A 20,127-nucleotide genomic window follows, 5' to 3' on the forward strand; every position below is an offset into this window, starting at 1 on the left:
AAGAAGGGCTAAGACCGGAAACCGTAGGGTGGACGTCGCTGTTTACGTCCACCGTGGCACCGCTCGTTGGGTCGGTAAAACGCGTCCCACCCTACGACCTGCGTATCCAGCGCCATGTAAGAGGATTACCTGATGTCCGCTCTATCCGATTGCCAAACCCTGCTGCTGAACCTCGACGCCGGTGTGCTGCACGTCACCCTCAACCGCCCGGACAGCCGCAATGCGATGAGCCTGGCCATGGTCGGGGAACTGCGCGCGGTACTGGAAAGTGTGCGCCATGACGCCAGTGTGCGCGCCATTGTGCTGCGCGGGGCCGGTGGGCACTTCTGCGCCGGCGGCGACATCAAGGACATGGCCGGTGCACGCGCCGCTGGCGCTGAGGCCTACCGCACCCTTAATCGCGCCTTCGGCAGCTTGCTGGAAGAAGCGCAGCATGCACCCCAGGTGCTGATTGCCGTGCTGGAAGGCGCGGTGCTGGGCGGCGGCTTCGGCCTGGCCTGCGTGTCGGATATCGCCCTCTGCCAGCAGGACGCCAAATTCGGCCTGCCAGAAACCACGCTGGGCATTCTCCCGGCGCAAATCGCGCCCTTTGTGGTCAAGCGCATCGGCCTGACCCAGACCCGCCGCCTGGCCCTGACCGCCGCCCGCTTCAATGGCAGCGAGGCCGAACGGCTGGGCCTGGTGCATTTCAGCGAAGTCGACAGCGAGCACCTCGACGCCCGCTTGCACCAGGTGCTGAGCCAAGTACGCCAGTGCGCGCCGCAGGCCAACGCACAAACCAAAGCCCTGCTGCTGGCGGCTGAACACGAAGCCCTCGGCCCGCTGCTGGACCGCGCCGCCGAGCAGTTTGCCGCCGCCGTCACCGGAGCCGAAGGCATCGAAGGCACCATGGCCTTTATGCAAAAACGCCCACCAAAGTGGGCGCAGTAGATCGCAGGGTGGATGTCGTTTTTTACATCCACCGAAACACCGCACGGTGGATCGATAAAGCGTGATCCACGCTACGTAACCCGAGACCGTAGCCCGGATGAAATCCGGGAAACTCAACCCCGGATTGCATCCGGGCTACGCATAAGCAGGAGCACCCAGATGCCCGCCTTCAATAAGATTCTGATCGCCAACCGTGGGGAAATCGCCTGCCGGGTGATGCGCACCGCCCAAGACCTCGGTTATCGCACCGTGGCTGTTTACTCCGCAGCCGACAGCGATGCGCGCCACGTGCACGTTGCCGATGAGGCGGTCTGCATCGGCCCGGCGCAGGTCAACCAGTCCTACCTGGTGATCGACAACATCATTAGCGCCGCGCAGCAAACCGGCGCGGATGCGATCCACCCCGGCTACGGCTTTCTCTCGGAAAACGCCGACTTCGCCCGCGCCTGCGAAGCCGCCGGCATCGTGTTTATCGGCCCGACCGTGGAAGCGATTCACCTGATGGGCAGCAAGCGCCTGTCGAAAATTGCCATGCTCGAAGCCGGCGTGCCGTGCATTCCCGGCTACGAAGGGGCGGCTCAGGATGACGACACCCTGAGCCGCGAGGCCGAGCGCATCGGCTACCCGCTGATGATCAAGGCCAGCGCCGGTGGCGGCGGTCGTGGCATGCGTCTGGTCCATGCATCCAGCGAGTTGCTGGCGCAAATTCGCACGGCGCGCTCGGAGGCGCAGAACGCCTTTGGCAGCGGTGAGCTGATCCTTGAGCGTGCGGTGATCCAGCCGCGCCATGTGGAAATTCAGGTGTTTGGCGACCAGCACGGCCACATCGTCTATTTGGGCGAGCGTGACTGCTCGGTGCAACGCCGCCACCAGAAAGTGGTTGAGGAAGCGCCCTGCCCGGTGATGACGCCCGAGCTGCGCCAAGCCATGGGCGAAGCGGCGGTCAAGGCCGCTGCCTCGGTCAACTATGTCGGCGCTGGCACCGTCGAGTTTCTGCTCGATCAGAGCGGCGAATTCTTCTTTCTGGAGATGAACACCCGCCTGCAAGTGGAACACCCGGTCACCGAACTGATCACCGGGCAAGACCTGGTCGCCTGGCAAATTCGCGTCGCTGAAGGCCAGCCACTGCCACTCAAACAAGACGAAATTCGCCTGACCGGCCACGCCATGGAAGTGCGCCTGTACGCCGAAGACGCCGCCCATAACTTCCTGCCGCAAACCGGCACCGCGTTGCGCTGGGAACCGGCGCTGCGTGACGGCATCCGCATCGACCATGGCCTGCTTGAAGGCCAGGTGGTCAGCCCGTTCTACGACCCCATGCTGGCCAAGGTGATTGCCTACGGTGCCACCCGCGAAGAAGCCCGGCGCAAGCTGGTGCGTGCTGTCGAGGATTGCGTGCTGCTGGGCGTGAACGGCAACCAGCGCTTTCTCGCCAACCTGCTCAGCCACCCTGAATTTGCCGCAGGCAACGCCACCACCGCGTTTATCGCCGAGCACTTTGCCAGCGACCCAAGCCTGTCGCCGCAGCCGCCTGCCGTCGGCGAACTGGCTGTTGCTGCCGCATTGCTGTTCCAGCAATCGGCCAACGCCCGCGCCCATCAGCCGGGGCTGGCCGGCTGGCGCAATGCCGGCAGCGCGCCGTGGCACTTTGTCCTCAAGCACGGCGAACAATCACTGACGGTTGAGCTGGACGTGCGCACAGAGGGCCCGCAGCCAAGCCTGTTGGCCACTGTGGGCGAACAACAGGTCAGCCTCAGGTTGCTCGCCACTGACGGCCGCTGGGCCACCGTTGAGCGCGATGGCATTCGCCAGCGTCTGGCCTATCACCTGGATGGCGAACACATCTGGCTGTACGGCCACGCGGGCAACCTGTACTTCACCGACATCACCCACCAACCGGTCAGCAGCGCCGCCGGGGCCGGTTCAGGCAGCGTCAAAGCGCCCATGGACGGTGCAATTGTCGAGGTGCTGGTTGAGGAAGGCGACACGGTTAGCAAAGGCCAACTGCTGGTGGTGCTGGAGGCGATGAAGATGGAGCATCCGCTGAAAGCCAGCATCAACGGCGTGGTCCGCCGCATTGGCGTCAGCCGTGGCGATCAAGTGAAAAACCGCCAACTGTTGGTGGAAATCGAAGCCAGCGAAATTTGAGAACCGTAGGTTGGCGCTGAGCCTGCGAAGCCCAACGTTGGGCTTCGTTGCACTCAACACCAACCTACACATCACACCTCAAGCGAATAACAACAAGACACGGAGCACGCCCATGTCACTGCATGGCAAAACCCTGTTTATCACCGGTGCCAGCCGCGGCATCGGCCGGGAGATCGCCCTGCGCGCTGCGCGCGATGGGGCCAATATCGTGATTGCGGCGAAAAGTGCCGAGCCGCACGCCAAGCTACCCGGCACCATTCACTCGGTGGCCGCCGAAGTCGAGCAAGCTGGCGGCAAAGCCCTGGCCCTGCAGGTTGATGTGCGTGATGAGCACGCGATCAAGGCTGCCATGGCGCAAGCGGCCGAGTATTTCGGCGGCATCGATGCGCTGATCAACAACGCGGGTGCGATCAAGCTGGTGGGCGTGGAAAAGCTCGATCCCAAACGCTTCGACCTGATGTTCCAGATCAACACCCGCGCGGTGATGGTCTGCAGCCAGGCGGCCCTGCCCTACCTAAAAAACAGCCAAGGGCACATCCTCAGCCTGTCGCCACCGCTTAACCTGGACCCTAAATGGTTCGCCCACTACGGCCCTTACACCACCACCAAATACGGCATGAGCATGCTCACCCTGGGTATGCACGAAGAGTTCAAAAAGTACGGCATCAGCGTGAATTCTCTGTGGCCAAAAACGGTGATCGCCACCGCCGCCATTGAGTTCGAGGCCGGCGGCCCGGCGGTGATGAAAGCGGCACGGCTGCCAGCGGTCATGGCTGACGCTGCCCACGCCATCCTGTCCAGCAGTGAACGCAGCATCAGCGGGCGTCTGCTGATCGACGAAGAAATCCTGCGCGAGCATGGCGTCAGCGACTTTGAGCATTACCGCTACGACCCTGCCGGTAAGCTGATGACTGACTTGTTTGTCGATTAGCACCGCTCATTTGCCGATCTGCCTGCCGCCTGCTGCACCAGGGCCATAGCGGGGAGCACTGGGGCGCTCTAGAGTCTTCGCGCCCTATTCCCCTTGAAGCGCGAGTGCCATGAGTCAAGCCGACCTGATTTCCCCGCTGCGTTTTCTCACCCGCCTGCCCCAGCACCTGCCGCGTGTACCGCGCATGTTGCGTGGGCTGTATTACGCCGGTATTCGCAACCGGGAAAAACAGCTGTCGCTGGCCTGGGCGCTGGAACGTGCCGCGCTGGTACACGGCGAGCGGCCGGCGCTGCTGGATGAAACCCGTCGCCTGACTTACAACCAGTTCAACACTTGGGCCAACCGCCTGGCCTGGGCCTTCAAGGCTGAAGGCGTGCGCCATGGCAGCGTGGTCGCGGTGATTCTGGAAAACCGCCTGGAACTACTCGCCATTCTGGCTGCGCTGAGCAAGCTGGGCGCAGTCGGCGCGTTGGTCAACACCAGTCAGCGCGGCAAGGTGCTGGCGCACAGCCTCAACCTGGTCAAACCGGGATGTATCGTGGTCGGCAGCGAACTGCTGAATGCCTTCGATGACGTCGCGGCCCTGTTGGATAAACCGGACACCCCGCGCCACTGGATTGCCGACCAAGACTGCCTGCAAGACGCAGGCAACGCCCCGGCAGGCTGGGGCAACCTGATGCAGTTGGCGCGCAAGCAAGCCAGTGACAACCTGCCCGACAGTTCGCGCGTGCAGATGAAAGACCCATGCTTTTTGATCTACACCTCCGGCACCACCGGCCTGCCCAAGGCCTCGATCATGAGCCACGGCAAGTGGATCAAAGCCTACGGCGGCTTCGGCCATTCCGGCCTAACCCTGAACAATCAGGACGTGCTGTACCTGACGCTGCCCTGCTACCACAACAATGCCGTCACCGTCTGCTGGAGCGCGGCCCTGGCCGGAGGGGCGGCTATCGCCTTGCGCCGCAAGTTCTCCGCCAGTGCCTTCTGGCCGGATGTGCAGCGCTATCAGGCCACCTGCTTCGGCTACATCGGCGAACTGTGCCGCTACCTGCTCAACCAGCCCGAATGCGCCGCCGAGCGCAATAACAGCCTGCGCTGCATGATCGGTAACGGCCTGCGGCCATCAATCTGGGGCGAGTTCAAGGCGCGTTTCGGGATTGAGCAAATCACCGAGTTCTATGCCTCTAGCGAGGGCAACATCGGCTTTACCAACGTCTTCAACTTCGACAACACCGTCGGTTTCACTCCGGCCACCTATGCCATCGTGCGCTACGACCTGGACAACGATCAGGCCATTCGGGGCAAGAAAGGCTTTCTGCAAAAAGCCAAAAAAGGCGAACCGGGTTTGCTGATCAGCGAGATCAGCGCCAAGTGGCCTTTCGACGGCTACACCGACCCGGCGAAAAGCGAGGCGGCGATTCTGCGCAACGTGTTCAAACAGGGCGATGCCTGGTTTAACACCGGCGACCTGATGCGCGACATTGGCTGCAAGCACGCACAGTTCGTCGATCGGCTCGGCGACACCTTCCGTTGGAAGGGCGAAAACGTCTCCACCACCGAAGTGGAAAACGTCCTCGGCGCGCTCCCCGGCGTTGAGGATGCGGTGGTGTATGGCGTGGAAATCCCCGGTACCAATGGCCGCTGCGGCATGGCAGCGCTGCGCCTGAGCGAGGGCACCCAGCTGAATACCTACGCGCTGGCTGCGCACCTGGAAGCCGAGTTACCGGAGTATGCCGCGCCGGTGTTTATCCGTCTGATCAGCGAGGTGGAAACCACCGGCACCTTCAAATACAAAAAAGCCGATTTGAAGCAGACCGCCTACAACCCAAGCGCAGTTGCAGAAGCGCTGTGGGTTCGTCTACCCGGCGACAAGCACTTCACCGCGCTTGATCACACGCTGTTCAGCGCCATCAACCAGCAGGCGTATCGCTTCTGATCTGCCGGAGCAGGCGGCCAGAGTCGCCTGCTACTGCCGGAACTCAAACTGCAACTGCGCCCCTTCAATCGACTCGAAGTAATCGTCGTCGCGCTCATTGGTAATCAACTTGCCGTGCAACTGAAACGGGCTGCTGGGCTCGGTCTTTTCCTCAAACAACGGTGGCAAAAACGGCGTCGATAGGTCGAGCAGAGGCTCCAACGGTTGCAAAGGATCGAAGACGTGGGTGTGCAAGCTTAAGTCCAGCGGCGCAGGTGGGGTATTTTTAACGGCTGGCGCAGGCGATTTGGCCGGAGCTTGGGGCGCGGGCTTTTTAGCGGGCGGCGGTTCAGCAGGCGGCACACTGTCCACACTCACAGGCGTATCTACTGGCGACGTTTCTTCAACAGGCGCGGCAGGCTGCTGCGCAGGCGGGTCAACACGGGCAGGCGGTGCGGCAGGTGGATTTTTTTCGCACGCGGCAAGGGTGAAAAGGATCAACAGCAGCGCGAAACATCGGATACGACTCATAGCAACTCAAATACCAACCAATAAGCCGCTATGCTGGCGGCGCTGATGGCGGCTGGCAAGCGGGCAATGTATGCCGCAGGTTGCCGCCGCCCACTCGCGCGTGGCCACGCTCACCTATTCGGGCGGCTGTAAAAGGCGCAACTGCGCCTCGATATCCACATGCGGGTGTTCATCCATCAGCTGCAACAGCAGCGCATTGGCTTCATCGCGCGCGCCCTCGCGGCGCAACCTAAGCAGCCGTTGCAACTCAGGTAGCAGGTTCGCTTCTGCGTTAATCGTGGTTGGCGCTGGAGCCTGAGCAGCGGCTGGAGCCTGAACGTCTGACGCGGGCTCGGCGGATATCTGGGGCGCGACTACGGATAAGCGCTTCTTATCCGCCCGTTCGCTTTCGCCGCTGTAAAGGTGCGCAGGTGGCTCATCAGCCAACACAGCGGCCTCTTCCACCGGCGCAGGCATCAGCATGACCGGCGCATGCATGCGGGCCGCCGCCGGTGCCATGGGCGCTGCCTGGGGCACCGCATCAAAGGCATCCGGTGCCTGCTCGAACGTGCGCCAGGTCAGGCTCACACCAATGCCCAGGCAGGCCACACCCGCCAACGCCACCGACCAGCGTTGGCGACCTGCGCCAAACAACCCGTGCTGTACACGCGCCGCCCAACCGGGCGCGGCCTGCGTTTTGCTCACCTGCGCCACGGCCGCATGGGCTGCCGCAAGAATCTGCGCATCCAGTTGTGCACTGGGCTCGCCGCCACTGTGCTGACGAAAATGCGCCAGCATCTGCTGTTCCTGCTCATCGAGCTTAGGTTGATCGTGATTCATACGGACAACTCCTCGGCGGCCGGGTCAGCCAGCAGCCGACGTAACTTCTGCAGGGCATAGCGCAAACGGCTTTTCACGGTTTCAGCAGGCATCTGGGTCAGCTCGGCAATCTCAGCCAGTTCCAGATCGCCATGGGCGCGCAGCAGAAACACCTCGCGCTGCTCAGCCGGCAAGTCCGCCAGGGCGGCCTGCAAGCGCTGCTGATCGCGACTCAATCTAAGCTGCTGCTCAGGGCCGGGCTGCGTGTCGGGCACGGCATGCAGCTGTTCGTCGTACTCAGCATGCTCAGCCTGATGCCGACCGTGCTTGCGCCAGGCATCGATCAGGCGGTTACGGCCAATCTGGTACAGCCAGGTTTTAAACAGCACCGCCTCGCGCTGTTCACTTTGGCTGCGGATCAGGCTCATCCAGGTGTCCTGAAACACCTCCTCGGCCAGCGCGTGATCGCCACACAAGCCGAGCAAAAAACGAAACAGGCCCAAGCGATGGCGCTCATACAACTGCGCAAAAGCGGCCGCATCGCCTTGGCGATAACGCCGTAACAAAACGGCGTCGTCGTTCACGGGTAAGTTCAATTAGTCAGCCCTGCGTTCACGGTCTGCCGAAGTGTGCAGGCTCTGCGCCAGTTCCACCAGTTGCACAAACTCGCTGCCTAAACCAAAGCGGTCTTCCCCCTTGGCCGTGCGCGCCAACTCGGCACTGTCGGCCAGGCTAAAGCGGCCGGTGTAGGTCGCGCCTTTAAGCTGTTGAGCAAAGGCCGCCACAGCTGCGGCAAAGCGCAAATCTTCACTGGCACGATCGATGGTCGGTACATCGCCGGACTGAATCGCTTGCTCCAGCAACTGGCTAACGCCCTGCCCCGGTGTTTTGTAGCGGATTCGCAGCCAAGCCAGTTCGCCGTCCTGCTTCGCACCCTTGACCGCCGCTTGATAGCGCAGCGGCTCCAGCCAGCCCTTGCCGCCCACCGGCACCACTTCATAGAGCGCGGTGACTGTGTGGCCTGCGCCGATTTCGCCGGCGTCGACTTTGTCGTTGCTGAAATCCTCACGCTTGAGCGCGCGGTTCTCATACCCAAGCAGGCGGTACTCGCTAACCTGCGCCGGGTTGAACTCGACCTGAATTTTCACGTCACTGGCGACCGTCGCCAGGGTCGAACTGAGCTGATCGACCAACACCTTGCGGGCTTCGCGCAGGGTGTCGATGTAGGCGTAATTACCATCGCCAGCATCGGCCAACTGCTCCATCAATTGCTCGTTGTAGTTGTCGGTGCCAAAGCCCAAGGTGGTCAGGGAAATACCGGTTTTGCGCTTATCGGCAGCCAGTTGCTTAAGGCTGTCGAAGTCGCTGATGCCTACGTTGAAGTCACCGTCAGTGGCCAGCAGGATGCGGTTGATGCCGCCTTCAATAAAGCCCTGCTGCGCCTGCTGGTAGGCCAGTTGAATGCCTGACTCACCGGCTGTGGAGCCACCCGCCGTGAGCTGATCAATGGCGGCACGAATCTTGGCTTTCTCACTGCCAGCAGTCGGCTCCAGCACCACGCTGGATGAGCCGGCATACACCACCAGCGATACGCTGTCCTGAGCGCGCAGTTGCTCGACCAACAGCTTCAGGGTGCTTTGCACCATGGGCAGGCCTTCGCGGCGATCCATCGAACCGGAGACATCGACGAGAAACACCAAGTTAGCGGCTGGTAACGCCTCGACGCGCAGATCCGACGCCTTGATGGCGATACGCAAAAGGCGGCTATGCGGGTTCCACGGCGTAATGGCCAATTCGCTGTGCACGCCGAACGGCACATCACCCTTGGGCAGCGGATAGGCATAAGGGAAGTAATTGACCAGCTCTTCCAGGCGTACGGCACCCGGCGGCGGCAGTTGCCCGCCATTGAGCAAGCGCCGCACATTGGCGTAGCTGCCGGTGTCCACATCAATGCTAAAGGTCGATACCGGCATCTCGGCCACGGCATGCACAGGGTTATCCGCCAGTTTCTGATACTGCTCGCGGTTCTCATCGCGGTAGCCCGCTGGCCAGGCATCAGCGGGCATGGGCATCAGCGCATAGACGCTATGGGGCGAGGCTACGCGGCCGAGCGCAGCCCGTTTAGCCGGTTCAGCCACTGGCGCGGCTGCCAGATGCTCATGTAATTGCGCGCGCTCAGCCGTTTGATCGCTCAAGGTGGGTGCAGCGTTATCCGCCGCCGGCGCTTCGGACTTTGCGGCACTGCAGGCACCCAACGCGACGAGCACAGTCGCCGCCAAGCCAGCCAACAGCGGACGGGAATTAAAGGGGGGACGAACGGGCATGGCGGCATCTCCTGAGCGGACAAACAAGTCATTCGCTCAGGTAGACGCAGCACTCACACCCATCGGGTTAAGCAAGGGTTAAAAATTCGACGCGCTTTCCTGACACAACTGCGCAGCCAGCATGCCGAGGGTCATGAGCGCACGTTCGGCTTCGCGGTTCCATGGGATGCCGCAGTTCAAGCGGATGCAGTGGTTGAACTGCTCGGTATTACTGAAAATCAGCCCCGGCGCGATGCTGATGCCTTGCTGCAATGCGCGCATGTGCAAGTCTTTGGTGTTGACCCGTGCCGGCAGGCTGACCCACAGAATAAAGCCGCCCTTGGGCCGGGTCATCTGCGTGCCCTCGGGGAAGAACTGCTGCACCGCCAGCTGGAACGCGCTGAGGTTCTTGCGGTATTCCTGGCGGATAAAGCGCAGGTGGCGGTCATAACCACCGTTCTCCAGATACGCCGCCACCGCCATCTGCGTGACGCTGCACGCTGAATGGGTCGTGAACGTCTGCAAGCGCTGGATTTCGTCCTGATACTTACCGGCGATAATCCAGCCGATGCGCACCCCCGGCGACAGCGTTTTGGAAAAGCTGGAGCAATACACCACTCGGCCGTCGCGGTCATAAGACTTGAGCGCTTTGGTCGGGCCTTGCTCAAACATCAACTCGCCGTAAATATCGTCTTCAACAATCTGTATGTCGTAGTCACCGGCCAAGCGCAGCAACTGGCGCTGGCGCTCTTCAGGGATGGTGCCGCCCAGTGGGTTGCTCAGCCGCGCAGTCAGCACCAGCGCCTTGATCGGCCATTGGTTGGCCGCCAACTGCAAGGCTTCCAGGCTGATGCCGGTGGTTGGGTCGCTGGGAATTTCGATCACTTTCAGGCCAAGCAAATCAGCCAGTTGCAGCAAGCCGTAGTAAGTCGGTGATTCGGCCGCGATCAAATCACCCGGCTTGGTCAGTACGCGCAGACTCATCTGCAAGGCGTCGACACAGCCGTGGGTGATCACCACTTCGCTGGGGTCCACCACCACACCGGCATCGCGCATGCGAATCGCCACCTGACGGCGCAATGGCTCAAAGCCAGGGCTGAACATGTAGCTGAAGGCACGGGCGCTGTGAAAACGCGTGACCTTGGCCAACTGCTGGTGCAAAGCACGCACCGGTAAGTAATCAACATGCGGCACCGCCGCACCAAGAGGGAAGACGCCCTCACGGCGCGACTCGGTGAGCACCTGATTGATGATGCTGCTGCGCGTCACCAGACCTGGGCGCTCAACACGGGCAATATCCGGCGTCGGCGCGGTCAGGGCCGGCGTCTGGTGCACATAGAAACCGGACTGCGGCCGGGCGCGGATCAGCCCTTGATCTTCCAGATTGGCGTAAGCCTGCAGCACCGTGGCATGGCTGACATTTAACTGCGCACTCATCTTGCGCACAGACGGCACACGCTCACCGGGCTGATACACACCGCGACGAATATCTTCCGCCAGTTGTTGGGCAATGCGCTGATAAAGCAACAGATTGGTCATAACCACGTTCCTGCCTGACTGAACCGTTACAGTAGCCCACAGCAACGAAATTGCACCGGCACAGTTTATTTAATTGTGGCCAATACAGTGCCCGTGTGCGGCTGAATCGTCTCATCCGGCGCGGCCAAATCACCAACCCGCTAAACAGCAGGCAATAAAAAGCCCCGGCGAACCGGGGCTTGGCTGAAACGGCTTAGCGCGGCGAACCGAGGTTGCCTTGCTCGTCGGAAAACACGATTTCCACCCGACGGTTCTGTGCACGGCCTTTGGCAGAAGCATTCTCGGTGACCGGGAAGCTCTCGCCATAGCCCTTGATATCAATGCGCTTGGCATCAATCCCCAAGTCAATCAGCACATCGGCCACGGCTTGCGCACGAGCGCGGGACAGTTCGAGGTTTTCCTGTGCATCGCCCCGGCTATCGGTATAACCCTCGATACGCACGGTGCGTCGTGGGTTGAGTTGAAGGAACTGCACCAACTTCAACACGGTGCGATTGGCCGACGCTTTGAGGTCCGCATGGCCGGCATCAAACAACACATCACCCAAGGTCATGACCAGACCGCGCTCGCTTTGCGTAGTGGCAAGGCTGACCATTTGTTCTTCGAGCCAATTGCTTTGATCTTGCACACTCAGCAACTTGGCCTCACGCAGCGCTAACTGCAAACGCTGGCGCTCCAGTTCGAGTTTCGCAACACGCTCATGGTTCAGATTGAGCTGAGTCTTCTGCTGGGCAATGGAGCTGTATTGCAGGCTCAGGTAAGCAAAATGCGCGACATCTTCTTTGCTACCCCAATAGCTCGCCAAGCGATCTGCACGGGCCAATGACTCGCCCGCACGAATCAGGTCTTTGGGTGCGCTGCGCAAGATGTCGGCGTCCTCTCGGGCTTTCTGAAAGGAGCCATGGGCGGCCTGCAGGGCTTGATCAGCGGGGTGATTACTGGACGCGCAGCCCGTTAGCAGCAGCGTGGCCAGGGCAAGACAAGCGCCGGACTGTAGAGGGCTCATTGCAAGCCCCCCAGCTGTTTACGCAGCCGATTGATCACATTGTTTAACTCAACCAATTGTTGCTGGCTTTTGGCGGTCAGGTGTTCGGCCTCGGCAAGGCGCGCGTCCAACTCGGCCTGTTCGGCATACACCCGCGCCCGCTTAAAATCCTCGTCCTGCATCGCCGCTTGGGCCAACGCGAGCTTTTCCTGGGCTAGACGCAATGAAGCTGAATGCTCAGGAGAGACACCCACAGCTTGCGCCTGGCTGAGCGCTTGTTCAGTCAGGCGCAGTTGTTCATCAGGCACCGGGTCAGAGGCACAAGCACTGAGAAGGAGCGGCAACAAGGCCATACAGATAAGTCGGTAGTTCACGGATTGTCCCTACTGCTGCACGTCAGTGGCAGGCGTGAGTTGTTGATCTTTCCAGCGCTGCACATTGCGTTCGAGCAAGACGCTCGGCAAATCAGCAGCCAGTGCTTCGTTCATGGCTTTGGCCAGCCGCCCACGCAGCCAGGCATCGTTACAGGCTGAATTGTGCGACACGGTCAGGTGCAACCCTTCGCTTGAAATAGGCGGGTCCAGCACCAACAGGTCATCCTGCAAGCCCAGGCTGTCGGCCAACGCCTGGCCCGGATAACGCTCGTACAGCACGTAGTCAGTGCGACCCAGCAACAGCTTCTGGAAAGCCTGAGTGAGGCTGGACACACCTTCCAGGGTCAACTGGCTCTTGGCATAAGCATCAAACTGCTGACCAAAACTGTTATTGACCAGCGTATCGCCGGTACGGCTGCGCAGGTCATCCCAACCCGCATAGGGAAATTCCGCCCCTCGGTGCACCCACACCACACTTGGGGTGATGTAGAACGCAGGGTGAACATAATCCATGGTTTCCAGTCGCGGCAGGGTCAGAAAAGCCCCCGCGATTAAATCAACACGCCCGGTGCGGGCTTCATCCTGCGCGCGCGACCAAGGGCCGGTATAGATGATATCCACGACCACACCCAGCTCTTTGGCCAGGTGCTGCAACAAATCCGCGTTAGCACCGATTAATTGCTGGGGGTTCTTTGGATCACGCCACAAATAGGGTGGGTATTCGGGATTGCCGGTCGCCACCAGCCGTTCGCACTTGCCCGCAGCCGAGGCAAAACCGGGAATAAGTAGCAGACAAAACAGTGGCAACAGCAAACGGGATAAAACACGCTCAAGCATGGGCGAATTCTCGACTTAACCTTGGATGGGCGGACGCACGTTAACGCGGAAAAATGGCTCTTCGTCGGACTGTCAGGCGCTAATGCTGACTGTGACACAAGACGGTCATTAACACTCGCGGAGTACCTAAGTGATTTGGCATACAGCCAGAAATCCTGCAGGAGATATTAACACTCATTGTCCAGATGACGTTGGCGCGGCTTGTCATTGCGCACAAGCGCACCGAGTTGATTATCTGAGCGCCAACACGCCTTGATTAGTGTTTGACTGCCAAATTCCAAGCATAAAAAAACCCGCTCAATGAGCGGGTTTTTACGAGCTTAAAACTGGTTTACACCAGCTTTTCCAGCTCAGGTACTGCTTCAAACAGGTCAGCAACCAAGCCGTAATCAGCTACCTGGAAGATCGGCGCTTCTTCGTCCTTGTTGATCGCAACGATCACTTTGGAGTCTTTCATACCAGCCAAGTGCTGGATCGCGCCGGAGATACCAACAGCGATGTACAGCTGTGGTGCAACGATTTTACCGGTCTGACCGACCTGCATATCGTTAGGTACGAAGCCTGCGTCAACGGCAGCGCGCGAAGCGCCAACGCCTGCGCCGAGCTTGTCAGCCAGTGCGTAGAGGTGCTTGAAGTTGTCGCCGTTCTGCATGCCACGACCGCCGGAAACGACGATTTTGGCAGCGGTCAGTTCTGGACGGTCGGACTTGGCCAGTTCTTCACCGACGAAGGTCGATTTGCCCGCATCAGCTGCGCCGCCGACTGCTTCAACAGCAGCAGAGCCGCCTTCAGCAGCAACAGGATCAAAACCAGTGGCACGCACGGTGATGACTTTAACGGCAGCGGAAGACTGCACGGTGGCAATGGCGTTACCGGCGTAGATCGGACGCTTGAAGGTATCAGCGCTTTCGACAGCGATGATTTCCGAGATCTGATCAACGTCCAGCGCAGCAGCAACGCGCGGCAGAATGTTCTTACCGTTGCTGGTAGCAGCAGCCAGGATGTGGCTGTAGCCCTTGCCCAGCTCAGCTACCAGCGGCGCAACGTTTTCCGGCAGCTGGTGAGCGAAGGCTGCGTTGTCAGCAACCAGCACTTTAGCAACGCCAGCAATTTTGGCAGCAGCATCAGCGGCAGCGCCGCAAGCGGAACCTGCAACCAGAACGTGGATGTCACCACCGATCTTCGCAGCAGCAGCCACAGTATTCAGCGTGGCAGGAGCCAGGGCGGCATTGGTGTGTTCAGCGATAACCAGGATAGTCATTTAGATTACCTTCGCCTCGTTCTTCAATTTCTCGACCAGTTCAGCCACAGACTTGACCTTGATGCCGGCGCTGCGGGTAGCAGGCGCTTCGACTTTCAGGGTTTTGACGGTGGAAGCGGTAGAAACGCCCAGATCAGCCGGAGTAACGGTTTCCAGCGGCTTCTTCTTGGCTTTCATGATGTTCGGCAGCGACGCATAACGCGGCTCGTTCAGACGCAGGTCAGTGGTCACGATAGCCGGCAGGCTCAACGCAACAGTCTGCAGACCGCCGTCGATTTCGCGGGTTACGTTAACCTTGTCACCAGCCACTTCAACTTTGGAAGCGAAGGTGCCCTGACCGAAACCAGTCAGTGCGCCCAGCATCTGGCCAGTCTGATTGTTGTCGCTGTCGATAGCTTGCTTGCCCATAATGACCAGCTGAGGCTGCTCTTTATCGACTACTGCCTTGAGCAGTTTGGCCACAGCCAGCGAGTTCAGCTCATCGGCTGACTCAACCAGGATGGCGCGGTCAGCACCCAGCGCCAGCGCCGTACGCAGCTGCTCTTGAGCAGTGGCCGGGCCGATGGTGACGACAACGATCTCGCTCGCCACGCCTTTTTCTTTCAGGCGTACAGCTTCTTCCACGGCGATTTCGCAGAAAGGGTTCATCGACATCTTGACGTTGGCAAGATCAACGCCGCTGTTGTCCGCTTTGACGCGAACTTTGACGTTGTAGTCGACCACTCGTTTGACAGCTACAAGAACCTTCATGGATTCCTCGTTACTCTCCGGTGAATAAGAATGTCGCCAGAAGCGAACATGGCGGGAACTGCAGACCGGCCGGAACCGGAAGTCAACCTGTAACGGCAGACACAAAACCGACCGTATCTTGACCGCACGACCTAGACTGGTCAATACAACGAAGCGGCCAATCGTCAGCGATGTAGTAAGATTCTAACAGCCCTACAGAAAATTCAAACAAACGTTTGTATTGGACCGAATGCAGGGTCTAGATATAATGCGCCAGCATCGCTCACGGAACGAGCCTGATCGTCAAATAAAATTAGAGAGCCTTGAGTAGGAGATAGCCTGTGGAACGCGAGTTTATGGAATTCGACGTCGTCATCGTCGGCGCTGGCCCTTCCGGTCTGTCCGCCGCCTGCCGACTGAAACAGAAAGCCGCTGAAGCGGGCAAAGAGATCAGCGTTTGCGTGGTCGAAAAAGGCTCCGAAGTCGGCGCGCACATCCTTTCCGGCGCGGTATTCGAACCTCGTGCACTGAACGAGCTGTTCCCCGACTGGAAAGAACTGGGTGCTCCGCTCAACACACCGGTCAAGCGCGACGACATCTACGTACTGAAGAATGCCGAAAAAGCCACCAAGGTTCCGGACTTCTTTGTACCCAAGACCATGCACAACCATGGCAACTACATCATTTCGCTGGGCAACCTGTGCCGCTGGCTGGCCCAGCAAGCCGAGAATCTGGGCGTAGAAATCTACCCAGGCTTCGCTGCTCAAGAAGCACTGATCAACGAAAACGGTGCGGTATACGGCATTCTGACTGGCGACTTGGGCGTTGACCGTGAAGGTCACCCGAAAGAGGGTTACTACACCCCCGGCATGGAACTGCGTGCCAAATACACCCTGTTCGCTGAAGGCTGCCGTGGCCACATCGGCAAGCAACTGATCAAGCAATTCGGCCTGGACTCCGAAGCTGACGCCCAGCATTACGGCATCGGCATCAAGGAAATCTGGGATATCGACCCAGCCAAGCACGAGCAAGGCCTGGTGGTGCACACCGCCGGCTGGCCACTGGATCTCGTCGCCAAAGAAAACACCGGCGGCTCCTTCCTTTATCACCTGGAAAACAACCAGGTGGTTGTCGGCCTGATCGTTGACCTGTCCTACAGCAACCCGCACCTGTCGCCGTTTGATGAGTTCCAGCGTTATAAGCATCACCCAGTGATTGCTCAGTACCTGGAAGGCGGCAAGCGTGTCGCTTACGGAGCCCGCGCATTGGCTAAAGGCGGCCTGAATTCGCTGCCGAAGATGGTCTTCAACGGTGGCGCGCTGATTGGTTGCGACCTAGGCACCATGAACGTAGCCAAGATCAAAGGCAGCCACACTGCGATGAAATCCGGCATGCTCGCGGCTGAAGCCGTGGCAGACGCCCTGTTCGCGGGTAAAGAAGGCGGCGATCAGTTGACCGGTTACGTCGATGGGTTCAAGGCCAGCTGGTTGTACGAAGAACTGTTCACCACCCGTAACTTCGCCCCGGCGATGCACAAGTTCGGCCCGCTGATGGGTGCTGGCTTCAACTGGCTGGATCAGAACATTTTCGGCGGCAAACTGCCCTTCACCCTGCACGACACCAAGCCGGATTACGCTTGCTTGAAGCCGGCCGCTGAAGCGCAGAAGATTGCTTACCCGAAACCCGATGGCAAACTCAGCTTCGACAAGCTCAGCTCGGTATTCCTCTCCAACACCAACCATGAAGAGGAACAACCCTGCCACCTGAAGCTCACCGACGCGAGCATTCCGCTGGGCAAAAACCTGCCGCTGTACGATGAACCAGCGCAGCGCTACTGCCCGGCTGGCGTGTATGAAATCGTCACCAAGGAAGACGGTGAGCAGAAGTTCCAGATCAACGCGCAGAACTGCGTGCACTGTAAAACCTGTGACATCAAAGACCCTTCCCAGAACATCACCTGGGTAGCGCCGGAAGGCACAGGCGGGCCTAACTACCCCAACATGTAAGTCGCAAAACAAAGGCTCCCTCGGGAGCCTTTTTGTTATCAGCGACAAGTCATCGACCTAAAACCTGCTTGCTGCTTATGCCTTGCGACGAGCGGCTGAGTTGTTAAGGCTCCAGACCAATCGGGAAAAACACCCCGCCACTCCAGACACCCAGCCAGTTCTGCCCGTCGATCTCGCGGGTCACAGCCAGTTCAACCAACTGGTAAAACACGTTGCGATGGATAAGCGCCTCTAGGTTACTGCGCACATGCACATACGGCGCAGGCTCAGCGGATTGCGGATCAATCGCCACACGGATGGGATGCTCAGCCCCCGCGACGATTTCTTCTTCGACATTGCTGGTAAAGCGCAACAACTGCTGCTCGCCCTGCCCCTCCACTTGCAGGCTGACCGCCACGAAAGGCGCATCGTCGACCTGGATGCCGACCATTTCCACCGGCGTCACCAAGACATATTTGTCGCCGTCACGGCGAATGATGGTGGAGAACAATTTAACCATCGGCTTACGGCCAATCGGCGTACCCATGTAGTACCAGGTGCCGTCACGCGCGATACGCATGTCGATATCGCCGCAGAAGGCCGGGTGCCATAAATGCACAGGCGGCAGCCCTTTACCCTCAGCTTTCGGGATCTGCGCTAGCAGGTCACCCGCTTTATTGGTATCCGTCATCACTCAATGCCCCAGGCCCAATAATCGTCTGGCGTAATCATGCAACGCCGGCGCGATCAGGTCATCCGGCTTAGCGTCATACAGCGTCAAAAAGCCCCCGCGACTACGAATACGCGCGGTATCAACGAGAAAACGGGTATTGGTTTCAATCAGCATCAACTGAATCACCGCACGATCAGTGCCGAGACGATCCAGCGCTTCCTGATCTTCCCACTCTTCAACCGTGCCGATACGGTCATCGGCATAAGCAAAACGGCTGTACAGCAAGTAATGCGCGCCCGCTGCGCGTGCCTCAGCCAGCGACTCATCCAGCCCCAGCGGAGCTTTGGCGCGACGTACCAAGGGGAAGTACTCGACAAAGCCTTTATACGCCTCCTCCGCCACTACATTGGGCCTTGGATACGCGCCACCCGGCGGCACGAAGTGCCCCTGGGCGATATAAATGAAGGAGTCCGCCTGCAAACGCCAAGGACTGGCTCGGCGGGTATCGCTGTGATCGAGCACGCCAACATCGCCCAACTGATACAGCGCCCCATCGGCCAGATCACTGGCTTTCATGCAGCCACTGAGCAGCGCCGCAACCATTAACAAAAACACACCACGCATCGTGCCTCCCCACAGCCGGCGACAGATAACCGGCAGATAAAGCCCTAATGCAGCTTTCACGCCACACAGCCGTTCATAAACCGCGCTGCCATTCCTGACGTAAATGAGCCTGCTGCGGCTGCTCGATAGCCTGCCTGACCTGTGCCAAGAGTCGCGTTTTATCAGCCCCTAAGTTGCCCTTGAGAACCAGGTAGTTGGACGCGTGATCGCTGCGAAAGACCGTGTCACGCAGCTCAAGCCCCTGTAATAGACGCTCAACCTCGACAAACAGTTGGTGCTGGTTCAACGGTTCGAAATCGGCAAAACCCTGACGAAAGCGCGCCTCGCCCGTGGGAAAACTCACCACCAGGGTCGAAAGGAATTCTGGTTGTGATGCATTCATCAGCCGCGCCGAGTTATCTGCGTGTTGCTCGCTCAATGCCGTGCCGCCCAGACCGTTGAGGATCATCACCGAGCGTGTTATACCGGCCTCGCCGAGCTTATCCAGCGCACTGAGGCTGGACGCGTAGGTTTCACCCTTATTGACCAGCGCCAGCACCTCATCGTCGCCCGACTCACACCCCACATAAGCCATGCGCAGACCGGCATCGGCCAGCTCCTTGAGCTCAGCCACCGATTTCTTGGCCAGGTTACGCGGCAGGCAGTAACTCGATACGCGCTCGACTTCCGGCATGTGCTGGCGAATCGCCTGGAGGATGGTCAATACCCGCCGCGTGGGCATCACCAACGCATCACCGTCGGCCAGAAAGACGCGCTGGACAATCATGCGCTCGCCCGTCAGGCGGATTTCTTCGAGCACCTGCGCCTCATCGCGGGCGCGGAATTTCTTTTGCGGCTGGGTGTACATTTCTGCGGTAGTTACCCACATATCATCCTAAATAGTTACTAATCACGCGGCTTGCATTGATTCGTATGGCTTTTATTTAGGATGATTTTTATGTCGTGTACTTAGAGATACTCCTAAAAATATAGTCATATAATTAACGCCAGTATCATCTTTCTAGCGGATCGTCCTTCCTAATAGCTTTCGGCACTCAGTCGTCACTGGCCGATTGGGATCGGTTTCTGCCGGTCATAACCGATCACTTCTGGCCGTTCTCTGCCGGTAATGACAGGCGCAGGTCGGCCAGAAGCGGACATTAGACATGTGTCTAGGAAAGAGGGAACGACTCATTCACTCAGATAAATCTATCGGGAAAAACAGCACTAAATCCGTGCCTAAATGGCTACTGGTGACACTGACATCGCCTGCCTTGGGTATCAACGTCAAGGCAATGGCATTTGAAGAAGGGACGAGGCCGTCCCTTCTGTAATCAAACGCTAATTGAGGAAGGGTTCTACGGGTACCACTACGCCAAATTTTTCAAGCTGCAAGAATTTTGATCCAACGATCTCCGCCGGTATTTTTCGCTGGAGGAGGCCGAAGAAGTTTTCATCATGCGTTGAAATAATGATCTGCTTTTTAAATCCTGAATTCAACCCATAAGTGCAACGCTCACCCCTGCATACACTTCGTACGGTGTCTTCCAGCCCAGGCGTTTGCGTGGGCGTAAATTGATCTTCG

General features: G+C 59.2%; 18 protein-coding genes and 1 pseudogene. 5 read left to right on the top strand and 14 right to left on the bottom strand.

Annotation, left to right across the window (positions count from 1 at the left end; translation table 11 throughout):
- Positions 1–132: 132 nt before the first annotated feature.
- From AUK77_RS07465 to AUK77_RS07480, 4 genes are all read left to right on the top strand, one after another.
- Positions 133–930, top strand: coding sequence for an enoyl-CoA hydratase-related protein (locus tag AUK77_RS07465; protein ID WP_296127772.1), 798 nt, complete (start codon positions 133–135; stop codon positions 928–930).
- Positions 931–1,089: 159 nt separating this feature from the next.
- Complete coding sequence (locus AUK77_RS07470) at positions 1,090–3,078, top strand: acetyl/propionyl/methylcrotonyl-CoA carboxylase subunit alpha (protein WP_296127773.1); 1,989 nt, start codon at positions 1,090–1,092, stop codon at positions 3,076–3,078.
- A gap of 112 nt (positions 3,079–3,190) precedes the next feature.
- Positions 3,191–4,009: an NAD(P)-dependent oxidoreductase gene (locus AUK77_RS07475; protein ID WP_296127774.1), complete on the top strand. Its 819-nt coding sequence runs from the start codon at positions 3,191–3,193 to the stop codon at positions 4,007–4,009.
- A gap of 109 nt (positions 4,010–4,118) precedes the next feature.
- Positions 4,119–5,945 carry a long-chain-acyl-CoA synthetase gene (locus tag AUK77_RS07480; RefSeq protein ID WP_296127775.1) on the top strand — a complete coding sequence of 609 codons (1,827 nt, stop codon included), beginning with the start codon at positions 4,119–4,121 and terminating at the stop codon, positions 5,943–5,945.
- 30 nt (positions 5,946–5,975) lie between these two features.
- Here the strand turns inward: AUK77_RS07480 and AUK77_RS07485 are convergent, their stop codons facing one another.
- From AUK77_RS07485 to AUK77_RS07530, 10 genes are all read right to left on the bottom strand, one after another.
- Positions 5,976–6,455 (bottom strand): hypothetical protein, encoded by a 480-nt coding sequence (locus tag AUK77_RS07485; RefSeq protein WP_296127776.1) that lies wholly within the window; start codon positions 6,453–6,455, stop codon positions 5,976–5,978.
- Positions 6,456–6,569: 114 nt separating this feature from the next.
- Positions 6,570–7,274 (bottom strand): hypothetical protein, encoded by a 705-nt coding sequence (locus tag AUK77_RS07490; protein ID WP_296127777.1) that lies wholly within the window; start codon positions 7,272–7,274, stop codon positions 6,570–6,572.
- Positions 7,271–7,849, bottom strand: a complete 579-nt coding sequence (locus AUK77_RS07495; protein WP_296127778.1) for an RNA polymerase sigma factor — start codon at positions 7,847–7,849, stop codon at positions 7,271–7,273. The genes AUK77_RS07490 and AUK77_RS07495 overlap by 4 nt, the downstream gene beginning before the upstream one ends.
- A complete protein-coding gene (locus AUK77_RS07500) occupies positions 7,850–9,577 on the bottom strand; it encodes a VWA domain-containing protein (protein ID WP_296127779.1) in 1,728 nt (575 codons plus the stop codon).
- Positions 9,578–9,655: 78 nt separating this feature from the next.
- Positions 9,656–11,095 (bottom strand): PLP-dependent aminotransferase family protein, encoded by a 1,440-nt coding sequence (locus AUK77_RS07505; protein WP_296127780.1) that lies wholly within the window; start codon positions 11,093–11,095, stop codon positions 9,656–9,658.
- A 193-nt stretch (positions 11,096–11,288) separates the two neighbouring features.
- Positions 11,289–12,101, bottom strand: coding sequence for an OmpA family protein (locus AUK77_RS07510; protein ID WP_296127781.1), 813 nt, complete (start codon positions 12,099–12,101; stop codon positions 11,289–11,291).
- Positions 12,098–12,433: a DUF4398 domain-containing protein gene (locus AUK77_RS07515; RefSeq protein ID WP_296127794.1), complete on the bottom strand. Its 336-nt coding sequence runs from the start codon at positions 12,431–12,433 to the stop codon at positions 12,098–12,100. Before AUK77_RS07515 ends, AUK77_RS07510 begins: the two co-directional genes overlap by 4 nt.
- Positions 12,434–12,463: 30 nt before the next feature.
- A complete protein-coding gene (locus AUK77_RS07520; protein ID WP_296127782.1) occupies positions 12,464–13,291 on the bottom strand; it encodes a transporter substrate-binding domain-containing protein in 828 nt (275 codons plus the stop codon).
- A gap of 331 nt (positions 13,292–13,622) precedes the next feature.
- Positions 13,623–14,552: an FAD-binding protein gene (locus AUK77_RS07525; protein ID WP_296127785.1), complete on the bottom strand. Its 930-nt coding sequence runs from the start codon at positions 14,550–14,552 to the stop codon at positions 13,623–13,625.
- Positions 14,553–15,302, bottom strand: coding sequence for an electron transfer flavoprotein subunit beta/FixA family protein (locus AUK77_RS07530; RefSeq protein ID WP_108486317.1), 750 nt, complete (start codon positions 15,300–15,302; stop codon positions 14,553–14,555).
- Between the two features lie 320 nt (positions 15,303–15,622).
- Here AUK77_RS07530 and AUK77_RS07535 point away from each other — a divergent pair, with 320 nt between their 5' ends.
- Positions 15,623–17,287, top strand: a complete 1,665-nt coding sequence (locus AUK77_RS07535; RefSeq protein ID WP_296127787.1) for an electron transfer flavoprotein-ubiquinone oxidoreductase — start codon at positions 15,623–15,625, stop codon at positions 17,285–17,287.
- 103 nt (positions 17,288–17,390) lie between these two features.
- Here the strand turns inward: AUK77_RS07535 and AUK77_RS07540 are convergent, their stop codons facing one another.
- From AUK77_RS07540 to AUK77_RS07555, 4 genes and pseudogenes are all read right to left on the bottom strand, one after another.
- Positions 17,391–17,957 carry a DUF1285 domain-containing protein gene (locus AUK77_RS07540; RefSeq protein WP_296127789.1) on the bottom strand — a complete coding sequence of 189 codons (567 nt, stop codon included), beginning with the start codon at positions 17,955–17,957 and terminating at the stop codon, positions 17,391–17,393.
- A gap of 3 nt (positions 17,958–17,960) precedes the next feature.
- Entirely contained in the window at positions 17,961–18,563 is a 603-nt protein-coding gene (locus AUK77_RS07545) for a DUF4823 domain-containing protein (protein WP_296127791.1), read from the bottom strand.
- A 73-nt stretch (positions 18,564–18,636) separates the two neighbouring features.
- Positions 18,637–19,413: pseudogene (locus AUK77_RS07550) on the bottom strand (radical SAM protein); the annotation flags it as partial.
- A 470-nt stretch (positions 19,414–19,883) separates the two neighbouring features.
- Positions 19,884–20,127: hypothetical protein (locus tag AUK77_RS07555; RefSeq protein ID WP_296127793.1), on the bottom strand; the 244-nt coding region annotated here is incomplete at its 5' end.

Source organism: Pseudomonas sp. Ga0074129 (assembly GCA_001465025.1).
In the GTDB taxonomy this organism is placed as follows: domain Bacteria; phylum Pseudomonadota; class Gammaproteobacteria; order Pseudomonadales; family Pseudomonadaceae; genus Aquipseudomonas.